Source organism: uncultured Oscillibacter sp. (genome assembly GCF_910579365.1).
Taxonomy (GTDB): Bacteria; Bacillota; Clostridia; order Oscillospirales; family Oscillospiraceae; genus Oscillibacter.
Genome location: NZ_CAJTUX010000001.1, coordinates 68,605 through 83,318, shown reverse-complemented (window position 1 = coordinate 83,318; position 14,714 = coordinate 68,605). Strand labels below are relative to the sequence as shown.

Here is a 14,714-nt window from a genome sequence, read left to right as displayed (position 1 = left end):
TTCGCCACCCCTCAGTTTTGAGGGGTGGTTTTTTTGCGGTGCGGCCGCCGCGCGGAGACAGATAGATACTCCAAATCCTTTCACTTTTTTCTTGACAGATATGGGGAAAATATTTATAATAAAGTAAAAAACATCATATATTGGGAACTTATGGGAGCCCGAAGGACAGCGCCCGGCAGGCCCTCGGTCTCAGTGGCTGCGGACAGGGCGCGGAGTTCTCGGGGCAGAAGACGGGAGGGAACTTCATGCGTGACCGCCTGACAGTCTATAGTCAGGATACATACGAAGAGTGCCTTGTTTCCTGGCCCGAGGAGGGCGCTTTCGGAATCGCGTTATCCGGAGGACTTTCAGGCCGGCCGGGAGGACTTCGGCTGGAGCTGGAGGTCCGAAATGGGGTCCCGTTTTTTTTGCCCTGCGGCGGGTTCTCCCTGTGGCCGGCTGGAGGGCGGCGGCACTTTCCGCTGCCCGTTGAGAGGGAGCGGGTCTATTTCCTTTCGATCGACGGCGGCGGGCGGCTGGTCCTGTTTGTACGGGCCGGGAGCGCCGCTCCTGAGCTCCGCCGTTTCGCGCTGGAGTACGGGACGCCGTTCTGCGTTGGGGCCGCACCGGAAAATCAGATTGTTTATCACGGCGGGGGGGCGGTCTCTGGCGTCCACGCCGTTTTTACAAGAACAGCGGATGGCTGCCTCCTGGAGGACCGGAGCTGCAACGGTGTCTATGTCGAGGGACGCCGGATAAGGGGAAGCCAGCGTTTGAATCCCAGCGACCAGGTTCACCTGTGCGGACTGACGCTCACATACCTGGGAGACAGTGTTTCGCTGGATGCCTCCATTCCGGGCCTGACCGTCCAAGCGGGGCTGACGCCGCTGGATGAATTGACGGATGGGCAAAGCCGCGATTATTTTGAGGATGAGACCGTCTTTGAAGGCATTCCCGGTTCCGAGGACGAGACCGTCTTTGAAGGCATTCCCAGCTCCGAGGACGAGACCGTCTTTGAAGGCATTCCCAGCTCCGAGGATGAGACGGTTTTTGAAGGTATTCCCAGCTCCGAGGAAGAAACGGTTTTTGAAAGAATTTCCAGCTCCGAGGACGAGACGGTTTTTGAAAGAATTTCCAGCTCCGAGGACGAGACGGTTTTTGAAGGTATTCCCGGTTCCGGGGACGAGACCGTTTTTGAGAGCATTCCCGATTCTGAGGGGAAATCCGTTTTGGAATGGCCAGACCGCACCTGAAAACCGCTGGGGGAAAGGAGAATCAAAATGAGGAACGGATTCTCACGCCTGGCAGCGGCGTTATTTGGACACAAGACTTTGGAACTTCCGGAAGACCCAGCCGTTCCGCCCCGGCAAGTCCGGCAGACGAAGCTGCCGTTGAAGGAAGCGGAATCCAAAGCGCCGGAGGTCCCCGTGATTCGTTTCTGGGACGAACCGGACCCGCCCTACTGCATTACCCTGACAGATGTCCAGGCGGTGGAGCGGAATTTCCGCCACGCCATTGACCGCTCTCTTCTGATTGGTCTTTCCGCTGAGATGGATATCTGCGTCAATCACGACCGGTCTGTCTCCCGGCGGCACTGCGAAATCCTCCGGGATGGGGACCGTTTCTATCTGGTCAACCACAGCCACAGCAATGGAACCCTGCTCAACCGCCAGGTGGTAATCGAGAAGACCCCTGTGCGGGATGGAGATGTTATCACCATGGGCCGGGTGGAACTGCGTTTGGAAATCGACGGCTGACGCCCGGAGAGGCGGGCGCCGCCGCAGATATGAGACGAAAGGAGACAACGGCCATGGATGGAGCGGTCCAGTACAGCGCGCTCTTCTATGCGGGCGCGGCGCTGATGAGCGCCTCCGCCGCCGGGGGCGCGGCGACGTTCTTCCTGCGGCGGCGGGCAGGGAAACGCCTGCGGGAAAAGCTGAACGCCGAGTATGGAAAAAAACGCCGCTGAGAACGGAGTGAGGGCCAATGCCGCAGATTATCGCATCGACCTATGAACGCAGGGAGAAAATCGGCGCCGGCGGCGCCGGCGTTGTCTACCTGGGAGAGCATATCCGCCTGGGAAAGCCGGTGGTGCTGAAAGCCGACCGGCGAACTCTGTCCACAAAGCCGGAGGTGCTGCGCCGGGAAGTGGACGCCCTGAAAAATCTGAACCATACCTACATACCCCAGGTCTATGACTTCGTGGTGGAGGGCGACACCGTTTACACGGTGATGGACTACATTGAGGGGGAGAGTCTGGACAAGCCCCTGGCCCGGGGGGAGCGCTTCTCTCAGGTCCAGGTCATCGAGTGGGCCTGCCAGCTGCTGGAGGCCCTGTGCTACCTCCACAGCCGCCCGCCCCACGGCATCCTCCACGGCGATATCAAGCCCGCCAATATCATGGTCACGCCCCAGGGGGACATCCGGCTGATCGACTTCAACATCGCCCTGGCCCTGGGGGAATCCGGCAGCGTCCGGGTGGGATACAGCCGGGGCTACGCCTCCCCGGAGCATTATGGAATCGACTGTTCCAGCCGCCCTGCGGAAGAGGAAGCCACCGAACTTTTGACGGACAGGCCCACCCTGCCCGTCCAGGCTTCCGCGCCCCAGGCCCGTTCCGCCGCCGGAGGCCGGACCCTTTTGCTGGACGTCCGCTCCGACGTCTACAGCCTGGGGGCGACCCTGTACCACCTGCTGGGCGGCCAGCGCCCCGCTCAGGACGCGGAATCGGTGATTCCCCTCTCCGGCCCCGGCATCTCTCCGGAAGTCTCCGCCATTCTTCGGAAAGCCATGGCTCCGGACCCGGGCCAGCGGTTCCAGACGGCCCAGGAGATGCTGGACGCCTTCCGGAGTCTCCATGAAAACGATCCCCGCGCCATCCGTTTCCGGCGGCAGAACGCCTTTCTGACTGCCGCCTTTTTGCTGCTCTTCTTGGCGGGAGGGCTGTGTACCTTCTTGGGATTGAAACAGACCCAGGAGGCGGAGTACCAGGCCCGGCTGCTGGCGGAGGAGGCGGAGACTGCGGAGCGCGCCGCCAAGGACGCCCTGGCGGCGGTGACCGCGTCCGAGGCCGCCTGGGAAACCGGGGACGCCCCCGGCGCGGTGAACAAAGCCCTGGAGGCCCTGTTCCTGGAGAGCCCCTATGCCGCCAGAGCCCAAAAGGCCCTGACCGACGCCCTGGGCGTGTATGAACTCACCGGCGGATTCCGGCCTCACCGGAGACCGGCTCTTCCCAGTGAGCCGCTGAAGCTGGCCCTGTCCCCGGAGGGAACCCGGGCGGGGGCCATGGTCCTGGGAAGCGCGCTGGTCTTTGACACGGACAGCGGCGAGCTCCTGGCGGAGCTTCCGGCGGAGCCATCCGCTCTGGCGGACCTGGTCTTCGCGGGGGAGGACGTTCTGCTCTACGCGGGAGAGGGAGCTCTGCGGGCCTATGACCTGACACGGGAGCGGGAGCTGTGGTCCGGAGAGCCCGCCACCGCCCTGACCCTTTCCGCCGACGGTTCCACCGTGGCGGCGGTCTATAAGGACGAGCCCTTTGCCACAGTATACGCAGCCGCCACCGGCGAAGTGCTGGCGGCCGTGGATTTCGGAGGGCGGCGGCTTTGCGTCCCATCCAACGATATTTTCGCGGACCCGGAGGACGACCTGTTTGTCCTGAACCGGGACGGGAGCCTACTGGCTGTAAGCTTTGACGGCGGCGCGCTGGAGGTCTTCGGCGTTCGGAACGCCGGAGACGGCCTGACCATTTACGAGTCCTCGGACTTCACCCGCTTTGACGGGGGCTTCCAGGGAACTTACCTCGCCTTTTCCGCCCGGTCCGCCGCGGGGGAGCATGTCTTCGCCGTCGTCGACGCGGCGCGGGGGGAACAGGTGGGCGGCTTCACCGGAGACGCCATGCCCTATTACGCCCAGGCGGATGAGAGCGGAATCTACGTCTCCAACAACGACGTGCTGGTCCAGCTGGACCCGGAGACGGGGCAGCAGCGGGAGCTGGCCTACACCGCCGGCGCCGAGATTACCGGCTACGCCCTGGGCGGCAGCTTTGCCATCGTCCGGACAGCGGAGGGAACGGTTTCCATATTTGACCGGCAGGCCCGGCTGACCGGCAGCTGGGAGGGCGGCGGGGGCCAGGGCTATGTGGACATCGCGGGGGAATTCGCGGTGTTTGGAGAGCTGGACGTGCCGGCCTTGCGGCTGGTCCGGCTGGAGAGCCATCCGGAGGCTCTGCTGGCCTCCTATGACCCGGAGGACCGCCACAGCGAGGCCCGCGTCAGCGCCGGCGGCAAGACCATCATGCTCTTCCGGTATGACGGTTTCTCCCTCTACGCTTCGGACGGCGCTCTGCTGGCGAAGGAAGCCATTCCCGACCCCCTGGAGGTCTATGACCAGCAATTCCGCCGGGAGGGAACGGAAAGCCGCCTGGAGGTGCTTTACAAGGACGGGCGTCTCCGCTGCTACTCTGCGGCGGACGGGAGCCTTCTCTCCGAAAGCCGGACAGACAGACCGGATGAAACCCTTCAGGAGGAGTTCCTGACGGACGCCCTGCGCATTCAGCGCTCCGCCCACGGCGCGCCCCAGGTCTATGACCGGGTCTCCGGGGACTTCCTTTGCGAACTGGAGACGGAGGATTATCTGACCTATGTCACCCAGGTGGGAGACTATGTGATTACTGAGTATACGGACAGCGGAAACAGCCGCTACGGCCTGCTGCTGGACGAAGCGTGCCAGGTGCTGGCCCGCCTGCCGGGACTGTGCGACGTGCTGGAGGACGGTACGCTGGTGTTTGACGATCAAGGGGGAACTCTGCGACAGAGCCGCATTTATTCCCTCCAAGAGCTCATCGCCCTTGGGGCATAATTAGGAAGGAGAAAGCTATGAAGACGTGGAAAAAGAGACTGGCAATGTTCCTGGCAGTTGTTCTGCTGCTGGGCACCGTACCCGTCGCCGCCCTGGAGGAGGATCTCTCGCCTCCGCCGGCGTCCGTCTCCCATGAGACGGATGGGGAGCAGCCGGAACCAACCGCTCCGGATGCGGAGGAATCCCAGGAAGCGCTTCCGGAAATCTCGGAGGAACTTCCGGAGGTGATTCCGGATACTCCGGACGAGCTGCCGGAGGCGGTTCCGGATGTCCTGGAGCTGCTGGAGGACGCGGTGGTCTATAATCTGGGAACCTATAACACCGCCGTTCTTCCCGCCGCTCTGGAAACGGCCCTGGAGGACGAGACGGTCTCTGAGGCCGTGGGCGCGTTCATGCTGGAAACAGACTGCCGGGACCTGCTGTTTCTGGACGAGGAGGGCGGCTTCGCCATTCCCCTGCCGGAGAGCGAGCCCTTCTTCCCCTATCCCGTGCAGTTCCAGTCTGGGGGCGAAACCTGGACGGAGTGGTTCGACGAGGCGGACAGCGCCGCCGCTGTGGGAGGAGCGGTCTTCACACTGACGCTCCGGGAAGGGGCGGAGCCTCTTTATATCGAAGGCCCGGAGGACGAGGTCCGCGCCTGGCTGGCCAAGGACTTCACCACCGATGGAGATCCTGCCCAGGCTATGTCTCTCCAGCCGTTGACGAATGGCTACGCCGCAGTTTACTTCACTAAAAAGGAGCTGGAGGGTCCGTTTACCCTGAAGTCTCTGGCCGCCATGGCGCTTAAGGGAAATTCGTACCCCAATATACTGACGGTTGGCGACGACACCGTGGTGGTCTGGCAGGCATATATCTATGAAGGCAATTCTTATGATCCGCCCTCCGAATCAAATTACAAAAGCAATGGCCGCTATACCATCGGCAAGGGAAGCGACACGATGGACCTGGAAGCAATACTCCAGGAGCTGAGAGGGGAATACGAATACTACACATCTTTGAATCTGGAGCTCATCGTGGGCAAAACGGGCCATGACAACAGTGACCAGAACGACGGGGAAAAATACCGCATTCGTCTGAGCATCCAGATTGGAAACCATTTCCTTGCGTGTAAAGCGTATGATGAAACCAATGCGAGTCTGTCCCAGTATATAAGCGGTTATGTGGAGGAAACGTTCTATGACGGGGAGACGTACCAGCCCATTTCCAAAAACTGCTGCAACATTCAGGTATATGGTTCCGAATGGTCCGGTTCGGAACGGACGACTCTGAAATTCGGCTGGGACGAACAGCTGAAACAGGTCGTGGATGCAGCCGGAGAGAGCGCCGAAGTCAAAATTTACACAGGCTATTACGAAACTGAAATTCCGGCCAACGCGGCGGACGTGACCAGCCAATTGCTGATGGAGCGGAAGAACTCCTACAGCACGGAAGATTGGGACAATTTTGCGGGCTATTCAGTGCAGCTCTCCTCTCTGAGCGACTGGGGAAGCTGGGATAAGGTACCCAAGTTCACTCTCGCGCTGGTTAAGAACGGTTCTGCGGAGGTACTGCTTCCCTTCGCCGTTCGGATTAGCCCCAATTACGCGCATATATATTTTGGCGACTCCCTGTATTCCAAGATCGGGGATTTTGGCTTTATCCCGGTTGCGGAAAGCATTCGAGAGAACTATGAGTATACCGGCAGCTACCGCATGCTGAACAGGACTTTACCCACGAACGGGCGCTACTACTTCCAGATGACGTTCTACAGCCCCATGCCCGGCGAATCCGTGAGCAACTATGTGGCAAGTGTCACCGCCGGAGGCGCCGCGCTTACTCCGGGGCAAATCTCCGACTTGTTTTCTGGTATCTATAATGGCGGAGGCTATTGCGCGGATTTCAGCCAGGGCGTAACCTTTACGATCACATATACCAACAAATATCACTACAACCCCGGCGGCAAGGAGACCTTCACAGTCAAAACCCTTCCGTCGAACGAGGAGCCCGGCAATGTAGAAATAAACTATGATACCTTCTTTGTGATGAATGGCGCGGCGAAGTCCGGCAGCAACGGGTCCTACCGAAGCTATGTCATGCAGGCGAAGGACGACGGCTATTACAAATACGGGTATCAGACGCTGTTTTTGGCAAACGGCGACAATCCGGTAAGCGACGAGACCATTGTCCCGCAGTTCACCACACGGGCGCTGAGCCTCCAGGCCAAGACGGAAGAGGACGAAAGCGCCTCGAATCAGGATCTTACCAGCACCACCGCTATCCCGTTCACAGACGGCAGGCCGGTTCAGTACACCGCCTATGTGGACAACAGTTCCTCCACCCACCGCAACTACTGGGTTACCTTCGCCACCAAAACCGCCGGCGGGCCGAAACTCTTCGTCAACGGGGCCACCAACGCCGACGCGGCCCACAGGGATTCGGACGGCAATCTCACCCGCCTGGTGGTGCTGGATGACGCGCGGAATTATCACGACGTCTTCGTCGCCAACCTGGGCGATGCGCCGATGAACGGCCTGTACGCCCGGCTGGAGGACGCCCAGAACGTCAAGCTGGACCCCTATTGGAGCTTCCGGGAGAACTCCTCCCTGGCGGAATTTCCCAGCTATTTCATCTCTTCCTATGACGGCTTCCAACAAAACATCTCCAAAGTCCGCCTCCTGCCGGAGGTAGACGAGGCCACGGGCCTTCTCAAAGGCGGACTGATCGGCGGAACCCTGATCATCGGCTATACCAAGGAGGACGGGACCACGGAAGAGGTCCGCATCAAGCTCATTGGCTTTGCGGGGAACCTCCAGTTTACCAACCAGTCATTGCGCAAGGGCGTCAAGTGGGTGCCCTATGTCACCGCCATTCAGGACAACACCCTGATTGATACCGAGCACTACGAGTTCACCGTTACCGGAACCCTTCCCAGCGGCCTCAGCTGGACGCCCGCCGGCGAAATTTACGGTGTGCCCCAGGAGTACGGAAACTTCCCCATCCACGTAAAACTGGAATACAAGGGCAGTATCGACACGCTGCTTGGCGGGGTGGGCGACCTGCTGAGCGAGGAGGAAAAAGCGGCCCTGCAAGACCGGCTCTCCTGCGAGGGCGACCTGACGCTGACCATCCTGAATAATACGGACGTCAACGTCTGGACCGTTCCCACGGACGAGAGTTACAGCTACGCCGTGGAAACTCCCGTGGGTACGGACCAGGGGAATTACCACTTTACCATTGACAGCTACACGGACCGGGTCTTCAAATCCGCCGGCCCCTTCGGCGATTTTGTAAACTTCTACCTGGACGGAAGGCTGCTGGTCCGGGATACGGACTACGCCGCGGAGGACGGCAGCACCATCATCACCATTAAAGAGCAGACCTTCCGGAACGCCGGACCGGGAACCCACACCATCGCGGCGGAGTTCTTCCCCGGAGGAAGCCGGACCGACGCGAACACCCGCAGCATGAAGACCACCAGCCAGAACTACACCCTGACCATAGGCGGCTCCAGCGGCAGCGGAAGCAGTGGAGGCAGCAGCGGCGGCGGCAGCGGCGGCAGCAGCGGCGGCAGCAGTGGAGGCGGCGGCTCCCGGCCCAGCTCCTCTTCCTCGAAGCCTACCGCTTCCACCAAACCGGCCGCTCCTGAGACGCCCCCCGTTCCCAGCTTCCCCTTCACGGATGTGCCGCAGGACAATGTCTTCCGGGCCGACATCCAGTGGGTGTTTGACAACGGCCTGATGATCGGAACGACGGACAGCACCTTCGAGCCCCGTTCCACCCTCACCGCCGCGGCCATTATCACCGTGCTGGCCCGTATGGCCAAGGTGGACCTGACCCAGTATGAACATGTGGCGGACGAGGAGATCGACCCCAGCGCCTGGTACGCTGCGGCGGCAATCTGGGCCAAGCACTCCGGCCTGCTGCCGGAGGAGGGCGCGGCCATTTTCCAGGCGCCCCTGAAGCGGGAGCAGATGGCGGTTATGCTGGTGAAGTACCTCCGGCTGGTGAACGTGGAGCCTCAGCTCCCGGAGGAACCCGTGATCTTCGCCGACGCGGACCGGATGAGCCCGGAGGGGAACGCCGCCTTCCAGACGCTGTACCAATACGGTATTTTCAAGGGCACCGGCAATGGGGTTATGGACCCCGGCGGCATCACGAACCGGGGCCAGTTTGCCGCCCTGATTCACAGAATTTCCGACCGGTTTTCCCTGAGCGGCGACGGCCGGCAAGGGACCTGACCGCTCCAGAACAGCAAAAACAAGCGGGTCCACAGGCCGTGGACCCGCTTCCCCCACCTGGCCAGGGGGGACAGAAAGGAGACGAAGATGAGCGGATATCAACCTAGGCCCATGGATACCAGCGACGTCGTCCTGCCGGAGGAGCTGGCGGAGCTGACGGAGCTGCTGGCACAGAACGTGCATGAAAACTGGGCCAGAGGCCGCCTGGAGGAGGGCTGGGTTTACGGCCCTGCCCGGGACGACCGAAAAAAGACCACGCCCTGCCTGGTGCCCTACGGGGACCTGCCGGAGGAGGAGCGGGAATATGACCGGCGCACGGCCCTGGAGACCATCCGGCAGATTCTGAAACTGGGCTATACGATCCGGCCTGCGGAGGAGGGGTAACTTGAAGCTGAACGAGTTGCTGCGATTTGAAGAAATCGTCATTCAGTGCCACGACAATCCGGACGCCGACGCCATTGCCAGCGGTTGGGGGCTTTTGCGGTACTTCACCTCCCACGGCAAGCAGGCCCGGCTGATCTACGGCGGGAAACTGCCCATTCAAAAGAGCAGCCTGGTTTTGATGGTGGAGCGGCTGGGCATTCCCATCTGCCACGTCCAGACCCTGGAGCGGCCGCCAGAGCTGCTGCTGACGGCGGACTGCCAATACGGGGAGCGGAACGTGCAGAACTTCGCCGGGCAGACCGTGGCGGTCATTGACCACCACAAGGCCCGGGAGGAGGCTCTGCCGCCCCTGTCGGAGGTCCGGGACAACCACGGCTCCTGCTCCACCATAGTTTGGGATATGCTGGTGGAGGAGGGCTTCCCGGTGGAGGAGGACGAGGCCCTCTCCACCGCCCTCTATTACGGTTTGTTCATGGACACCGGCAAGTTCCAGGAGCTGCGCCACCCCAAAGACAAGGACCTGCAAAACGCCCTGGAATTTCACTGCAACAAGCACGACCTCTTCCAGCTCCAGAACTGCAATCTGTCCCTGGAGGAACTGGGGATTGCCGGCAGAGCCTTTGGAAATTACGACTATTGCCCGGATTACCGCTATGCGGTGGCGGAGGTGGAGCGCTGCGACCCCAACCTCCTGGGCGTCATCAGCGACACGCTGATGGAAGTGGACGTGGTCAACGCCTGCATCGCCTTTTGCATGCTGGACAACGGGGCGAAGCTCTCTGTTCGAAGCTGCGTGCGGGAAACCCGGGCGGACGAGCTGGCGGCCTATGTCAGCGCGGGCCTGGGCTCCGGCGGCGGACATCCCCGGAAGTCCGGCGGCTTTTTGCAGGAGGCCCTGCTGGCTCCCGCCTGTGAGGCGCGCTTCGGGCCGCTGGGAGACGCGCCCCTCTGCGGCAGCGTCCGAAAGCTCCTCATGGCCCGGCTGGGGGAGTATTTCCAGGAGCAAGAGGATGTCATTTACAGCGGGTCTGGCAGCGTGCCGGACCTCTCCGGCGAGAGGGCCTACCGGAAGCGGCGCATTCCCATCGGCTACGTCCGGGGAACGGACCTCTATCCCGCCGGGACGGAGGTTACCCTCCGGATGCTGGAACTGGAGAAGGAAGTCACCCACTTTGTCATCCGGGAGGACACCTATTTCATCATCGGCGTGGAGGCGGAGGTCTACGTCAACGACGAGGACTATTTCCTCTCCCACAACGACCTCAGCGACGAGCTCTACTGTTTCCGGGGAGAGTACGCCCCCACCGTTCACCAGGCGGTCCAGGCGGCGGACTCCCGGCAGCCCCGGCAGAAATCCATTGTGGAGTTTGCCAGAACCTGCGTCCCGAAGGAGGGGCCCAGAGTCCGCGCCCGGGAAATCACCCGCCGCACGAAGGTGTTCGTACCCTGGAGCGAGACCTATCTCCTGGGCGAGCCGGGGGATTGGCTGGTGGCAAGGGAGGAAAACCCGTCGGACGTCTATATCGTCAAGCGGGACATCTTTGCCAAGAGCTACCAGCCCTGCCCGTGACGCAGGGAAAGACGCTTGCTGGCCGCGAAAAAACAGGACTGATTTCCTTGAAATCAGTCCTGTTTTTCATCTTATAAGGGGCGGGATTATTCATGAAAGAGGAAGGTCTCGCTGGAAATGCGGATGGCGTCTCCCTCTGTCAGGGGATATTCCTTATCAGGGTGGATGGCCCGCCCGTTTAAGAGCGTATAATTTTTCGAATGCTGGTCCACGATGGAGGCGCGCCCGCCCCGGACAAGCAAGACCGCGTGAACGCGGCCCACCGCGCTGTTCCCGGCAATCTGGTAGTCACAGGTGATGGACCGCCCCAGCTTGAACGTTCCCTCGTGAAGCTGGATGATTTCTCCGGTACTGACCCGGACCAGGTGGGGCAACGGGCGGGGAGCGCGGCTTTGCTGTTCCCGCCGCTCCATTTCCGCGCGCTGCCGTGCCGCTTCCTGCATGGCGGCCCAAGGGGCTTTTTCCAAAAGCTCTTGTTCCCGCTCCTGTTGGGAGTCACGGAACACGTCAAAGGGGTCTGAGGCTTCCGGCACAGGGTCCCCGGCGGGCCGGCCAGCGATTTCCTGGCAAGGCGCCGTCTGTTTCGGGAAGGAGGACAGGCGAACGAACTCGGCAGCGATGGGTTTCCAGCCGCCGTCCTCCCAGTGACAGATTCCCGTAGGGGAAGCCGGCACGGAAGCGGCGGGCTTGGACGCTGGCGCCGGGGGTTGGCTTCCGGCGAAGCCGCCGGCGCCTGCGGAAGGGGCGGCAACGGTCTGGAAGGCGGGGAGCAAGCTCTCCCGCACCCGTTCCACCCGCACCTCGTCAAACCGGGCGAGGCGGATGGGCAGGCTGGAGTTCAGGGAATAGTCGTTTCCATTCAGGTCCTGGGAGATGAACCAGTTTTTGACCAGGAAAGCGATTTGAGGAAAGAAATCCTGATATCCCGCCCGGTAGGCGTCCTGCAGGTAGCCTGCCATCTTTTCCGCCGGAGGAGCCTTCCGCAGGACGGCCTTTGTGCGGCTCTCCTCCAGCCAGAAGTGCAGGCCCTCTCCCAGGAGGGCGGCTTCCTTCCGGTTCTGGCCCAGAAAGCGCTCCCCCATTCCGCTCTGCATGGAGCGGAATGCGGCGGCATAGAGTTCCTGACAGTTCTCCGGAATCTCGTCGTCATCCGGAACCATTCCCAGGACGACGGAATCCACCGGAAGGAGCTTGCCGCTGTGCCGGTTGGTGACGGTTTCGCCCCGCATGGTCAAAAGCTCCAAAAGGGCGGCGTAGCTGTAGCGGTAGTGGGCGCTTTTGAAGCAAATGGCCAGGCGGCAGAGGCGGCTGGAGAGGGTGTCCAGCATCAAGTCGGCCCAGTTGCTGTCGCTGCCGTAGCGCTCAAAATCCAGGTCAATGTAGAGGTTGTACCCCGCCCGCATCCAGGTGAGGACCAGCGGGTAAATCTGTTCGCGGTCCCGGTGGGAGTAGCTGATAAACGCATAGCCCCTGTCTTTCCGGCAGTCGTAGCTCCGCATCTCCGCCGTGATTTCCTCCATGGTCATTTCTCTTACATCTTTCATACGCATCCCCTTCCCTCGCCGCCTCCCGCACGCCGGATCACGCTGCTTCCGGGTATCCGGCGCGCTTCTGCCGGTTGCCGAAGGTTTGGCAGGAGTGTGATCTTCGGCCCTGATGTATGTATCATAACATATATAGGTTCTAATTTCAATCTGTCAAAAGCATCGTCTATAAAGGGGACCGCTCCTATGAGATTGCGAGCGCCCAAAGGGTGCCCTGCATCATTCGGGAGGCATCGCAAAAGAGGGACCCCGGACAGCCGGCCGGACAGCCTAGAGTCTTTCTGGATACGATCTCAAGCGACGCGCCTGTGGTCAGAGCGGCGCCTCGGAAGCAGTTGCATATCCGTTCCACCACATCCTCCAACACGGCGCTGTCGTTGGCGCGTACACCATATTCGGCATTGGAGAAATCCGGAACCGTATTGGCGCTGGAGCCTCCGTTTGTTATGATTCCATGGATGCGTACGTCTTCTTCGACATGCACTCGGAGCATCTCAATGCCCAGGTATCCCAGCATCACTGCGTCGCAGGCGCTGATCCCGTTTTCCGGAGCCCGGCTGGCGTGGGACGCCCGTCCGTGAAGCTTGAACTCCAATTTGCTGGTGGCTTTAAACCGCAGGGACACCAGAATGCGTACATCGCCGGACTCGACATAGGGGGCATAGTTGGCGCAGGAGGCCACGCCGAAATGCACCTCGCCGGACTGCGTGGAGGCAATCTGGCCGCCGCCGCCAAGGGGAATGTGCTGGAAGGAGGTTCCCAAGGCGGATTCTAGGGCCACAGCGGCCAGGTCCTCAAAGGTTTTCCAGGGGGAATTGGAGGCGACCGCGACGACATTGTCCTCCAGCGTGAGGCGGCAGACCTGCTCGAAGTCCTCGCGGCTCTCCGTCATGTTTCCGTTGTAGTGAGCGATGGACTGTGAGTTGCTGTTGCAGACGATGGTGTATCCATCGGGATCTGCGGCGACGCCAAGCAGCAGCGGCGTGGCGGGGAATCCGGAGCGCCGGCGCGTGGAATCGCGCCCATGACCGTGCCGACGATGGACCCGGTCAAAATGGCCTTGGCGCAGCGCTTTGGGTCGGAGAACCCCGGCAGCGCGATCTTGGCGCTGCGGGTCTGCGGAACGGCCTCGTGCTTGCTGCTCACAATGCCGCTGATGATCTCCGGCACGGCAAACATGCCAATCAGCACCGGCAGGAGCTGTATACCGGAGAGCAGATGCAGGACAGCCCGAGAAAAATGAGCGCGCACCGCGCAGCGGCGCTGAATTTCTGGGTGATGGCGGACAGCTGGACGGCGGCGGAAGGCGTCCCCGGGATGCCCAGCAGGATCGCGGAGACGGAGCCTCCCGTCATCCCGCCGCAGTAAATGCCCGGCAGGATCGATATGGCGCTGCTGATATCCATGCCATAGGTCATGGGCAGCACCAGCAATATGCCGGTCATATACGTGAGTCCCGGTATGGCGCCGAAGACCAAACCGATGACCGTACCCAGGGCCGTTATCGCGAGATTGCTTAAGTTCAGGCACATCTTTAGACTTACAAGTATAGGATACCCGGGAAGGTACGGTGGAGCGGCTGTATGCGCTTGCCGGACAAGGGAGAACCATCCCGCCGAAAATTGAGAGGAAGCGCCTCTAAACACCAAGTGCCCCTGGCCCGATTGCAAAATTAGGCCAGGGGTCTTTTTCCCATTGTTGGAAATATGGCTGCCAAAACCCGATGACAAATGCAGCAGTCTATGTTATACTATAACAACATTCCCAATCGCTTTATCCCTTGGCCACTGTGTTCCACTGGGTTGAGAGGGGAGCTGCGAGGTGAAGGGCGCAAAGGAATCATCCCCATTGCCTCCAGGAGTTCCCCGCAAACCAACGTATAACGGCCATAATAATTATCAGGATTTGTTTGCGGAGGTGCCAGATGTCAAAGAAGAAAGATGTAAAACCCATCAGCAAAAGAAAGACTTCCTCGAAAGCGGCTGCGGCAGTGCGCGAGGACAAGACTGCCCAAAAGAGCGTCGTGAAAGGTGTGATGGAGGAGACCAGGACAGAAGAACTCAAAGCGGCGGAAATCATTCCGGAGACGCCTCCTGAGACCGAGGCCCCGGCGGTCGTCAGGGAAGAAGCCCCGGCGGCAGAACCTGTGACAGAAGAACCCAA

General features: G+C 61.0%; 12 protein-coding genes. 8 read left to right on the top strand and 4 right to left on the bottom strand.

The window, feature by feature from the left end:
- The first annotated feature begins 245 nt into the window (after positions 1-245).
- The 7 genes from QZ329_RS00360 (at position 246) to QZ329_RS00330 (ending at position 11,007) form a co-directional block, all read left to right on the top strand.
- Positions 246-1,232 (top strand): FHA domain-containing protein, encoded by a 987-nt coding sequence (locus QZ329_RS00360; RefSeq protein WP_295747140.1) that lies wholly within the window; start codon positions 246-248, stop codon positions 1,230-1,232.
- Between the two features lie 174 nt (positions 1,233-1,406).
- On the top strand, positions 1,407-1,736 hold the full coding sequence (locus tag QZ329_RS00355) for an FHA domain-containing protein (protein ID WP_295747138.1): 330 nt from the start codon (positions 1,407-1,409) through the stop codon (positions 1,734-1,736).
- 53 nt (positions 1,737-1,789) lie between these two features.
- Positions 1,790-1,948: a hypothetical protein gene (locus QZ329_RS00350; RefSeq protein WP_295747136.1), complete on the top strand. Its 159-nt coding sequence runs from the start codon at positions 1,790-1,792 to the stop codon at positions 1,946-1,948.
- 17 nt (positions 1,949-1,965) lie between these two features.
- Positions 1,966-4,836 (top strand): serine/threonine-protein kinase, encoded by a 2,871-nt coding sequence (locus QZ329_RS00345; RefSeq protein ID WP_295747134.1) that lies wholly within the window; start codon positions 1,966-1,968, stop codon positions 4,834-4,836.
- Between the two features lie 17 nt (positions 4,837-4,853).
- Positions 4,854-9,053 carry an S-layer homology domain-containing protein gene (locus tag QZ329_RS00340; RefSeq protein ID WP_295747132.1) on the top strand — a complete coding sequence of 1,400 codons (4,200 nt, stop codon included), beginning with the start codon at positions 4,854-4,856 and terminating at the stop codon, positions 9,051-9,053.
- 87 nt (positions 9,054-9,140) lie between these two features.
- Positions 9,141-9,437: a RyR domain-containing protein gene (locus QZ329_RS00335; protein ID WP_295747130.1), complete on the top strand. Its 297-nt coding sequence runs from the start codon at positions 9,141-9,143 to the stop codon at positions 9,435-9,437.
- A gap of 1 nt (position 9,438) precedes the next feature.
- Positions 9,439-11,007 (top strand): DHH family phosphoesterase, encoded by a 1,569-nt coding sequence (locus QZ329_RS00330; protein ID WP_295747127.1) that lies wholly within the window; start codon positions 9,439-9,441, stop codon positions 11,005-11,007.
- Between the two features lie 86 nt (positions 11,008-11,093).
- On the opposite strand, the gene QZ329_RS00325 is transcribed toward QZ329_RS00330, so the two are convergent.
- The 4 genes from QZ329_RS00325 to QZ329_RS00315 all read right to left on the bottom strand — a co-directional run bounded on the left by QZ329_RS00325 (position 11,094) and on the right by QZ329_RS00315 (position 14,083).
- Positions 11,094-12,551 (bottom strand): FHA domain-containing protein, encoded by a 1,458-nt coding sequence (locus tag QZ329_RS00325; protein ID WP_295747125.1) that lies wholly within the window; start codon positions 12,549-12,551, stop codon positions 11,094-11,096.
- A gap of 184 nt (positions 12,552-12,735) precedes the next feature.
- Entirely contained in the window at positions 12,736-13,443 is a 708-nt protein-coding gene (locus tag QZ329_RS00320) for a peptidase dimerization domain-containing protein (protein WP_295747123.1), read from the bottom strand.
- The gene (locus QZ329_RS15555; protein ID WP_365351118.1) at positions 13,440-13,730 is read right to left on the bottom strand and encodes a hypothetical protein; all 291 of its coding nucleotides are present in this window, start codon (positions 13,728-13,730) and stop codon (positions 13,440-13,442) included. Before QZ329_RS15555 ends, QZ329_RS00320 begins: the two co-directional genes overlap by 4 nt.
- A 5-nt stretch (positions 13,731-13,735) precedes the next feature.
- Complete coding sequence (locus QZ329_RS00315; protein ID WP_295747121.1) at positions 13,736-14,083, bottom strand: tripartite tricarboxylate transporter permease; 348 nt, start codon at positions 14,081-14,083, stop codon at positions 13,736-13,738.
- Positions 14,084-14,475: 392 nt separating this feature from the next.
- On the opposite strand from QZ329_RS00315, the gene QZ329_RS00310 reads away from it, so the two are divergent.
- A partial coding sequence (locus QZ329_RS00310) for a hypothetical protein (protein WP_295747119.1) occupies positions 14,476-14,714 on the top strand: 239 nt, incomplete at its 3' end.

Bases quoted from the DNA above. Each gene is read 5' to 3' on its own strand.
- QZ329_RS00360 (WP_295747140.1), top strand. From the start codon at position 246: ATGCGTGACCGCCTGACAGTCTATAGTCAGGATACATACGAAGAGTGC.
- QZ329_RS00350 (WP_295747136.1), top strand. From the start codon at position 1,790: ATGGATGGAGCGGTCCAGTACAGCGCGCTCTTCTATGCGGGCGCGGCG.
- QZ329_RS00345 (WP_295747134.1), top strand. From the start codon at position 1,966: ATGCCGCAGATTATCGCATCGACCTATGAACGCAGGGAGAAAATCGGC.
- QZ329_RS00340 (WP_295747132.1), top strand. From the start codon at position 4,854: ATGAAGACGTGGAAAAAGAGACTGGCAATGTTCCTGGCAGTTGTTCTG.
- QZ329_RS00335 (WP_295747130.1), top strand. From the start codon at position 9,141: ATGAGCGGATATCAACCTAGGCCCATGGATACCAGCGACGTCGTCCTG.
- QZ329_RS00325 (WP_295747125.1), bottom strand. From the start codon at position 12,551: ATGAAAGATGTAAGAGAAATGACCATGGAGGAAATCACGGCGGAGATG.
- QZ329_RS00320 (WP_295747123.1), bottom strand. From the start codon at position 13,443: ATGACGGAGAGCCGCGAGGACTTCGAGCAGGTCTGCCGCCTCACGCTG.
- QZ329_RS15555 (WP_365351118.1), bottom strand. From the start codon at position 13,730: ATGTTTGCCGTGCCGGAGATCATCAGCGGCATTGTGAGCAGCAAGCAC.
- QZ329_RS00315 (WP_295747121.1), bottom strand. From the start codon at position 14,083: ATGTGCCTGAACTTAAGCAATCTCGCGATAACGGCCCTGGGTACGGTC.